Below are 9,015 nucleotides of genomic sequence, written 5' to 3'. Positions count from 1 at the left end.
CACCAACATCCGCCGCACCCTGCACGGCGCGATCAACCTCGCCACCGGCACCTGGCACCACCACGTCTCCATGAAGAACGTCTCCGTGGTGTTCTGCTACTTCCTGCACATGCTGCTCGACGCCTATCCCGATGCACCGGTCGTCGCGGTGATCTGTGACAACGGCGGCACCCACCACAGTGGAATCGCCCGGCGGTGGCTTGCCGAGCATCCCCGGCTGATGTTGATCGAGGGCGCGAAATACAGCCCACAGGACAACCCAGTCGAACGCATCTGGGCCGGTCTCAAACAGCACATCGCCAACACCGCACCCGCCACGATGGCCGGTCGCGTCCGCCAAACCCACGCCTACTTCCGCGACCGGACCACCGAGCAGACACTCACCACCGCCGCACCCTGGACTTCGCCCTGGCTACCCCAAGGTTTCGGACAAGACTTCTGGCCAGGTGCTTAGGAGTTGGCGAACTGCTTGAGCCACCTGAACACGAAGTAGATCGGGAAGAGCAGGATCGCCAGGACCAGCCAGACTCCTCGGCGCTTCTTCTTGGTCATGATCTCGATTGTGCACGCCCGGATGCGCGCCGTCAGGCGAATCGGCTGAGGATGGTGCCGTGAGGTTTCGATGCTTTGTGTGTTCCTGGCTCACGACGGTCAAGCTGTCGACCCCGCGTCGGCGTGCCAGCGCAACCACTCCGCCGCGCTGGACCAGACCTCCGGCTTCCAGTTCGCTGATGACCATCGAGCATTCCTGGTCGCCGGGCTGTCCACGAACCTCCTGCCAGGCCCCTTGGACCCGGCGTCGCCGCCACCAGCTCGCACTCGCCACGGCCCCGACTGGCGGCACCATGATCACGAGTTCCGTCGCCGCCTCGAAGGGCCGGTCGACGGTGTCCTGTTCGACGTCGAGCGTTCTGCTTGCGGCCGATCAACGCGAGCACGCACGGCCAAGGCGTTCAACGGCGACGACCTCACCGACTCGGCCGGACTGACCAGCCGTGGCACTCGCCATCGTCGACGCGCCAGCGCTCTCGGCGGGCATGCCCACGCACACCGACTCGACGTGGTCGAACCGCAGTCCGATGTGGAGTGTTGAAGACGGGCGTCGCGGCGATCGGACACTTAGTGCGTGCGACGTCGCACGCCCAGCATCACTCCGAGTCCCAGGAGGGCGAGCATCGCGGCGACGCCGAAGGTCCAGTGCGTCGCGCGGGCCGACTCGACCGGTGTTACCGCGGTGACGTCGGTTGTGCCGGCGGCGAAGGCGAACACCGCTCCCATGACCGAGGCGCCGGTGATGAGGCCGAGGTTCCGCGAGAGGTTCAGCATGCCGGACACCACGCCCCGCTCGTGCGCGGGCACATGTCCCATCACAGCGGTGTTGTTGGCCGCTTGGAACAACGCGTAGCCGGAGGTGACGGTGACCAGTGGGAGGAGGTAGCCCAGGACACCGGCTCCCGTGGGCATCACGGACAACGCCGCCGTGCCGCAGAGGACGCCGCCAAGGCCCACTACGACCACCGCGCCACTGCCGAAGCGGTCCGCGGCACGCCCGGCCGGGACACCGGTGAGAGCCGACACCGCAGGGCCGGCCGACATCACCAGGCCGACGAGGGCCGGTGCCAGATCGAGTGTCCCCGCCAAGTGGAAGGGACCCACCACGAGCGTTGTCATGACGATGGTCGTCACGAGCGCACTGGTGGTCAGGCCCGCGGCCAGGACCGGGTCGCGGACCATCGCGATGTCGACCAGCGGGGCCGCGACCCGACGCTCGACGAGCACGAACGCCACGAAACCAGCCACTGCCGTGACGAGCAGTCCGACCGCGAGAGAAGCGCTCCCGACGGTCACGGCCACCGCGTAGGCGCCTAGGGCGATCGCCAGCAACGCTGTGCCGACGGCGTCGAAGCGGGACTTGGCGGGCGATCGCCGGGATCCGGGCAGGACCTGGCGGGCGAGAGCGAACGCCAGAACGCCGAGCGGCACGATGACGAAGAAGATCGCACGCCACCCGAAGGCTCCGACGAGGACGCCGCCCAGGGCCGGCCCCAACGCGGTGCCGACCGCGGACGTGGTTCCCAGCAGGCCCATGGCCGCGCCGGTACGTCCCTCTGGCACGGCGTCGGCCGCCATCGCCATGGTCAACGCCATCATGCACGCGGCGCCCGCTCCCTGGACCGCCCGGGCGGCGATCAGGAACGGCAGGTTCGGAGCGAGACCGCACAACAGCGTGGCGACGGTGAACACGGCGATGCCACCGAGCAGGACGCGGCGGCGGCCCATGGCGTCGCCCAGCCGTCCGACGCCGACGATCAGCGTCGTGGTGGCCAGCAGGTAGGCGATCACGACCCACTGAACGGCGCCGAACGGCGCGTCGAACGCCGTGGCAATGCTCGGCAGGCCGACGGTGGCGATGCTGGTGCTCAGCGACGGCAACAGCATCGCCAGCGACAACGCGGTCAGCGACCACATGAGAGCCGGTTGTTTCGTCTTGTGGAGTGATCTCAAGGTGATGGCGCCTTCGTGGAGTCGGGGAGGTGCAATCGACGCTAGGTCCGTGGCCGACCTGGCGGAAGGCGCAAAGATGGAAAGGAACTTGTGCACGCGACGCCAGGTCACGTGCGATCCTGTGCGCATGGCCCGCGACCTCAACCTCCTGGTGACGCTCGACGTGCTGCTCGAGGAGGGCAGCGTCACCCGAGCCGGCGAAAGGCTCGCCCTGAGCCCTTCGGCGATGAGCCGTGCACTCGCCCGCCTGCGCCGCGCCACGGGCGACCCGCTGCTGGTGCGGTCCGGACGCGGGCTCGTGCCCACCCCGCGCGCGATCGAGTTGCGCGACCGCGTGCACCGCCTGGTGCGGGACGCGGAGGAAGTGCTGCGGCCGGTCGCGGAACTGGACCCGGCCACGCTCGATCGGACGTTCACCCTGCGCGTGGGCGACGGGTTCGTCGAGCGGTTCGGCCCCGGGTTGGTGGCGGCGGTCGGTCTGGAGGCGCCCGGAGTGCGGCTGCGGTTCCTGCGGAGGACCACAAAGGACACCGGTCCGTTGCGTGCCGGCGGCGTCGACCTGGAAACCGGTGTGATCGACCGGCCGCTGACACCGGACGTGCTCAGCGAGCCGCTGCTGACCGACCGGTTCATCGGGGTGGTGCGCGCCGGGCACCCACTGACCACCGGTGAGATCACCGTGGCCCGCTACGCCTCCGCACGGCACGTCCACGTCGCGCGGCGCGGCGTGGAGGAGGGCTTGGTCGACGAGGCCCTGCGCCCGGCCGGCCGGCGGCGTGACATCGTGACCGTCGTGGACGGCCTCGGCGCCGCCCTGGCGCTTGCGAGGGCCTCAGATCTCGTGGCCACCGTCGCCGAACTCCACGCCGCACCCCTGTGCCAGGACATGCACTCCTTCGCACTGCCCTTTCCCACGCCCGAGGTGACGGTGTCCTCGCTTTGGCACACCAGGTTCGACGCCGACCCCGCCCACCGATGGCTGCGCACCCTCGTGCAAGAGGCCGTCAAGGCGTGACGACACCGCCCCGGCGCCTGCCACGGACGCCGGCATCAGCAACGGCCGCCGCACCTTCGTTGGGACGGCGCCGCGGTCAACCGGCCGGATGCGCCTCGTAGCCGTTGGCGATACTGCGTCAACCCGCCGCCTCGGTGACGACCAGTGCGCTGACGACCGCGAGACTGATCGCGAGTTCCGCCGTGTGCCGTGCGTTCCGCGCACGTCCGCCAGCTCTGCACGGGAGGTGGGCCGGGCGGCACTCCCATTCCCGCGCGTCGTTCTCATGAGCGCGTCGGTGTCCGCTGTCGGGGGTGCGGCCGATAGCAGGTCGCACACGGAGTAGCCGCACTTCTCCGTCCCACGACGAGAAGTTCGATTGTCCTTCGCATGCAGCAGGTACAAGCGGGTCAGCTGGACCAGGTTCTGCTCACCCAGTGCCCATCGCGACGCAGTGTCCAGTACACGGGCGGCGATGCGTTGACGCCGGACCGCGGCTGCGGTCCAGTAGTCGACCTCTGCCAAGCGGGGCTGCGCCGAACCGTGCCCGCCTCATCGGCAGATGAGTGCGCGATCCGCGCGCATTCCATCCGCACGACGGGCCCAGGTCGGATCGGCGTGGTGACCGAACACACCTGATCGAGTGACTACTTCGCAGTCGTCAGATCGATGTCTTCCAACGCGCGTTCCAGTTCACGCCGGTTCTTGGCGCCGAGTTTGTTGCGGATGCGGGTGACGTGGTGCTCAACGGTCTTGGCCGCGATGAACAGCGCGTCTCCGACCTCGCGGTAGGTGAGCCCATCGCGTACCAACGCGGCTACCTCTTGTTCGCGCTCGCTCAGGACTTCAGCGCCGCTGTTGCCCTTGCCGCCGTTCGTGCCGTGGAACTGGCGGGCGATGTCGAGCAACTGGGTCATCGCCTTGCGGTCGGTGGTGTGCATGGCCGCGTGCCCCGCGAGTCTTGCCGCGTCCGCGCGCATGCCGTGGGCGTGCAGTTCCTGCGCTGCCGACTCGACGCGTGTGTGGTCCACGTCGCCGAGGCCGGCTTGGCTCCAGCAGTGTGCGGCGGTCGACAGCGCGCGGGCGAACGGCAGCGCGTCCGCTGCGTCGTCCAGCGCCGAGAGGTGTTCCTTCGCTGCTGGGTGGTCACCGAGCAGAAGTGTGGCGTGAAAGGCGTTCCAGCGCGGCAACACCGACCACAGTGGAGGGTCGTCCAGGTTGCCGAGCAACGTCCACGCCTCGTTCAGGTGTGTCTCGACGCGGTGGAACTGGCCGATTCTGGCCGCCGCGACGGCGATCTCGGTCAGCGGGATCAGCGTGTAGAGGTCGACGGGGTGCACGACGAGGGCCTGCTGGGCCGGTTCCCACGCCGACCGAAGGGCACGGAGGTCTCCGGCGCGGCGGGTGACGCCCAGTTCCAGTGCCGCGGCGAGCAAGGCTTCCCGCGGTTCTCTGGAGAGGTCCGGGCGCGAGAGTCGTTGTGCTGCTTCGGCATCGCCGCCCAGGAGTTCCACGCAGGCGAGCAACAGCTGGTGCCTGTCCGCGTGCAGTCCCCTGCCGTCGTCACCCTGGACGGCTTTGGTGAGCAACGACCTCGCGACCGTCAGCTCGCCCGCGTGGACGCAGATCAGTGCGGCGAGCGCGGTGGGACTGTCCGGTTGCACCAAGGCCCGGGACCCGGCCTGGTTCACTCCCGCGGTGGCCACGGCGGCGGCGACGGCGGCCATCGGTGGTCCGGTGACGGTCTCGAGCACCACGTCGGCCAGCCGGTGCCCGAGGGCGTCGGTGAGGGACCTGGCGGGCTGCGACCGTGCACCGAGCTGGACGGTGCGGGCTTCTTGCAGGCGACCGGCACCGAGGAGGCCGGTCACGGCGAAGCCCAGAGCGAGGCCGTTGTCCGAGCGCTGGAGCAGTTCGCCGCCGCGGCCGACCTGCCCGCGCAACGTCAGCACGGTCGCGGCGACCAGCAACGCCTCCGCGTTCGCGTGTTCGAGGTCCACCACGCCGACCGCGCCGTCGAGGTCGCCGCTGAGAGCGCGGGCCCGCGCCAGCAGCGCGGACGAACCGGTGCCTGCCGCCGTGAACAGTCTTGCCGCCAGCGCCGGGTCGTCGTCGATCACCTCGTGACCGGCGGCGGTGAACACGTCCGCGAGGCCGGGATCCACCACACCGAGTTCCAGCAGCAGCCGCGCGTAGCGGCACACCGGCTGTGCGCGTTCGGTCTGGGTGAGAGCGAGCTTGCGCAGCAGGTCTGCCCGTTGTTCCGCCGGCGCGAGCGCCTCGATCGCGTCGGCGGCCACGGGAAGGGGTGCTCCGTCGAACTGGAGCAGGCCGGCCGACCTGAGGGCCTCGATGGCGTGCGACACCGTGCGCAGGTCCAGTGCGAGCACCGTCGCAAGTAGTCCCACGTCGAAGGGGGCGCCGAGAGCGCGGGCCAGCAAGAGGTCGCTCGCGGCGACGGACAGCCCGTCGAGGTGGCGGGCGAACGCGATGCGTGGTTCGGGTGACAGCTCGTCCAGCACGAACTCAGGCGTGCCACCGGTTCGCTCGTGCAGGCGCCCGGCGAACTCCTCGCTGACCGGGGCATTCCGCACGAGGGTGGCGAGGGAGTGGACGTGGCCGCGCGACAACGGCCGGAGATGCACTCGAACGACCGAACCAGGCAGTTCGCTGATCAGTCTGCCCAGTGCGCGGTTGTCCGGCCACAGCCGGTGGGCGAGGGCGAGCCGGCCTCCGGCACGCACCGCCTCGATCAGGCGGTCGACCTCCTCGTCACCGAGCACGTGCCCGTCGTCGACGACGATCGACTGCTCGAACGTGCGCAGCAGCGTCGTCTTGCCGCACCCGGCCGGCCCGGTCAGCACGACGTGGTCCGCGCCGCGTGCGCGCTCGAGCGTTCGAGTGGTCTCGCCGTCGAGCAGCAAGGGCGTGTCCGCCGTCGGGGACATGAGCGCGTGAACCTCCTGGTGGCCTACCTCTTCATCTGTGCTTCGGTGCATCACCCGTTCAGGTTTGGTCACGGTCCGAAGGTCGGGATACACCCCTATCCCCCTACGCGTGGTGGCACCAACCCCCGACTCCACTCACCCGGACATGACCAGGCATGTCACCCGATGCGGTGATCTCTCTGCTCTCCGTAGCTTTCGGTGGCACCAGCACAACGACGCACCTGGAGTTCGACGTGGACCTGCCGCAGACGCTGCACGACTTCACCCTCAACCTGCTCGGCGACCCCGACGCCCGGTCGGCCTTCCAGCTCGACCCGCAGGGCTCGCTCGACGCGGCAGGCCTCGGTGACGTGCACCCGTCCGACATCCAGGAGCTGCTGCCGCTGGTGCTCGACTTCGCCCCGGCCACCGCCGTGGGCGACTTCGGGTCGACGATCTCCGGCCTTGACCTGGACCAGCAGCTCGACCTGATGAGCACGCTGCAGGACACGGCCGGCCAGCAGGTCGACGACAACACGGTCCTCGGCGCCGTCTCGGGCCTGACCGCCGCCGTGCACGGCGTCACCAACGGGTTCGACGTGCTCAGCGACCCGTCCGGCGCACTGGACGTCGTCGGGACGAGCACGATCACCGACGTCACCAAGACCGTCACCGACCTCGAGGTGACCGACACCGTCGGCGACATCAGCAACGGCACCGACGTGCTCGGCACGACGCACATCACCGATGTCGTCGGCGATGTCACCAGCACCGCGCACACCGGCGACCTGGGCGTGAACGACGTGCTCAACGGCGACGTCACCTCCGCCATCGGCAACGTGACCGGCAACGACCTGTCGCTGCACGAGGTCGGCAACGTCGGCGACGTCGTGTCCCACGTGGGCAACGTCGGCGACGTGACCGGCGTCGGCGAGATCGGCGAGATCGGCGACCTCGGCAAGATCGGCGACATCTCCGGCGAGCTCGGCGACGTCAACGTCGGTGGCGTGCTCAACGACCTCGACCTGAGCCTCTGACAGGTCATCCCCCGATCGGCCCGCCTCTGCCCCCAGAGGCGGGCCGATCGCGTTGTCACGCCGGTGTGGCGGCGAGTGCGGTCATGAGAAGTGCCGCCGCGGACGTGGAGACCCACCTTCGTGGCCGGTCGTACCGCGACGTGGCCGCGGAACTGGACGTGCCGCAAGCGACGTTGGGCAGCAGACTCCACTTCGGACTCGAAGCCCTGCGCTCGGCCGGCTCGAAATGGGAGTACGACCCGCGGCGTGAGGCAATCCGCCCGTCGACCAGCTCCGAACTACGAGTGTGAAACCGGGACTGACGCGTGCGATCAACCCGCACCTGCTGACCGGTGCCCATGCACTCGGCGCGCTGCTCGACGCCGAGCGAGCCGAGTTCGAAGCACACCTGGGCAGGTGCCGGGGCTGTGCGGACGAACTGGCCGAACTGAGGGAGACCGCGGCCCGGCTCGGCGACGCCGTCGAGCACGTACATCCGCACGCCCTGCGATCACAGGTGCTGGGCGCGGTCCGGCACGTGCGGCAGGTGCCGCCGGCCTCGGAGAACGTGACAGTTTCCTCACGACGTCAAGGCTTCCAGCGCGCCGCGGCTCTGATCTCCGCCGCCTGTGTGGCCGCCGCGGCGGTGGCCGGTGTGCACGGAGCCCTGACCTCCTCGGCGATCGTCCCCCCGGCCGCCTCTCCGCACACCCACGTCGGGGACCTGCTGGCGGCACCGGATCTGCGACTCGTCACCGCCGGAGGATCCGCGGGAACCGTCGCGGTCTCGCGCAGCCGCGACGAGATGCTCTTCCTGGCAGACGACCTGCGCGCGTTGCCACGTGACCGCGTCTACCAGCTGTGGCTGGTGGACGACCGCGGTCCACGATCAGCGGGAACCGTGCGTCCGGCGGGCGACGTGACGTCGCTGCTCGTGAGCGGGATGCAGGGGGCGGGCGAAGCCGTCCTCACCGTCGAGCCCGCCGGCGGATCACCGAGCCCGACCGGGGCTCCGGTGCTCACGATCGTCCTTCGCTGAATCGGACGCAACCCGCTTCGAGCTGCACATCGAGACGTGACGGGACCGTGAGCGTCCACATGCGACAGCTGGACGACCGGCAGACGTGAAAACTCCGGGAACCGCCTGTACAGCGCGGTTCCCGGAGTCGCGGTACTGCTGCCCCTGGAGATGTCAGGCGGGCATCAGGACCGAGTCGATGAGGTAGACGGTGGCGTTGGCGGTCTTCACGCCACCACAGATGACGTTGGCGTCGTTGGCCTTGATCGCGTTGCCGGAGCCGGTGACCTTCACGGTGCCGGTCTGCACGGTCTTCTGGTCACCGGCGATCTTGTCCGGGGAGATCTGGCCGGGCACGACGTGGTAGGTCAGGATCTTGGTCAGCAGCGCGTCGTCGGTCTTGAGCTTCTCGATGGTCGCGGCGTCGATCTTCGCGAACGCCGAGTCGACCGGCGCGAAGACCGTGAACTCGGCGCCGTTGAGCGTCGAGACCAGGTTCACCTTCGGGTTCAGCTTGCCCGACACCGCGCTCACGAGCGTGGTGAGCAGCGGGTT

Annotated in this window: 8 protein-coding genes; 5 read left to right on the top strand and 3 right to left on the bottom strand. The window is 69.4% G+C overall.

All coding sequences use genetic code 11. From position 1 onward, the window contains the following. The coding region (locus LX88_RS43365) for a transposase (protein ID WP_258953556.1) at nucleotides 1-454 on the top strand (454 nt) is incomplete at its 5' end. Between the two features lie 665 nt (nucleotides 455-1,119). Here LX88_RS43365 and LX88_RS43360 read toward each other — a convergent pair. After that, a complete protein-coding gene (locus LX88_RS43360; protein ID WP_258953555.1) occupies nucleotides 1,120-2,469 on the bottom strand; it encodes an MFS transporter in 1,350 nt (449 codons plus the stop codon). Nucleotides 2,470-2,632: 163 nt separating this feature from the next. Here LX88_RS43360 and LX88_RS43355 point away from each other — a divergent pair, with 163 nt between their 5' ends. Next, the gene (locus LX88_RS43355) at nucleotides 2,633-3,520 is read left to right on the top strand and encodes a LysR family transcriptional regulator (RefSeq protein ID WP_258953554.1); all 888 of its coding nucleotides are present in this window, start codon (nucleotides 2,633-2,635) and stop codon (nucleotides 3,518-3,520) included. Between the two features lie 626 nt (nucleotides 3,521-4,146). On the opposite strand, the gene LX88_RS43350 is transcribed toward LX88_RS43355, so the two are convergent. Further along, the gene (locus tag LX88_RS43350; RefSeq protein ID WP_258953553.1) at nucleotides 4,147-6,447 is read right to left on the bottom strand and encodes a LuxR C-terminal-related transcriptional regulator; all 2,301 of its coding nucleotides are present in this window, start codon (nucleotides 6,445-6,447) and stop codon (nucleotides 4,147-4,149) included. A gap of 155 nt (nucleotides 6,448-6,602) precedes the next feature. Here LX88_RS43350 and LX88_RS43345 point away from each other — a divergent pair, with 155 nt between their 5' ends. From LX88_RS43345 to LX88_RS43330, 3 genes are all read left to right on the top strand, one after another. After that, complete coding sequence (locus LX88_RS43345; RefSeq protein ID WP_258953552.1) at nucleotides 6,603-7,463, top strand: IniB N-terminal domain-containing protein; 861 nt, start codon at nucleotides 6,603-6,605, stop codon at nucleotides 7,461-7,463. Nucleotides 7,464-7,546: 83 nt separating this feature from the next. Beyond that, nucleotides 7,547-7,753 carry a sigma-70 family RNA polymerase sigma factor gene (locus LX88_RS43340; RefSeq protein WP_258953551.1) on the top strand — a complete coding sequence of 69 codons (207 nt, stop codon included), beginning with the start codon at nucleotides 7,547-7,549 and terminating at the stop codon, nucleotides 7,751-7,753. Next, on the top strand, nucleotides 7,750-8,481 hold the full coding sequence (locus LX88_RS43330) for an anti-sigma factor (RefSeq protein ID WP_308203497.1): 732 nt from the start codon (nucleotides 7,750-7,752) through the stop codon (nucleotides 8,479-8,481). Before LX88_RS43340 ends, LX88_RS43330 begins: the two co-directional genes overlap by 4 nt. A gap of 153 nt (nucleotides 8,482-8,634) precedes the next feature. Here the strand turns inward: LX88_RS43330 and LX88_RS43325 are convergent. Beyond that, a partial coding sequence (locus LX88_RS43325) for a fasciclin domain-containing protein (protein ID WP_258953550.1) occupies nucleotides 8,635-9,015 on the bottom strand: 381 nt, incomplete at its 5' end.

The organism is Lentzea californiensis, from assembly GCF_024648825.1.
GTDB classification, from domain to species: Bacteria; Actinomycetota; Actinomycetes; order Mycobacteriales; family Pseudonocardiaceae; genus Lentzea; species Lentzea californiensis.
This window is presented reverse-complemented; position numbering and strand designations above follow the sequence as displayed.

Bases quoted from the DNA above. Each gene is read 5' to 3' on its own strand.
- LX88_RS43350 (WP_258953553.1), bottom strand. From the start codon at position 6,447: ATGTCCCCGACGGCGGACACGCCCTTGCTGCTCGACGGCGAGACCACT.
- LX88_RS43355 (WP_258953554.1), top strand. From the start codon at position 2,633: ATGGCCCGCGACCTCAACCTCCTGGTGACGCTCGACGTGCTGCTCGAG.
- LX88_RS43360 (WP_258953555.1), bottom strand. From the start codon at position 2,469: ATGTGGTCGCTGACCGCGTTGTCGCTGGCGATGCTGTTGCCGTCGCTG.
- LX88_RS43340 (WP_258953551.1), top strand. From the start codon at position 7,547: ATGAGAAGTGCCGCCGCGGACGTGGAGACCCACCTTCGTGGCCGGTCG.
- LX88_RS43345 (WP_258953552.1), top strand. From the start codon at position 6,603: ATGTCACCCGATGCGGTGATCTCTCTGCTCTCCGTAGCTTTCGGTGGC.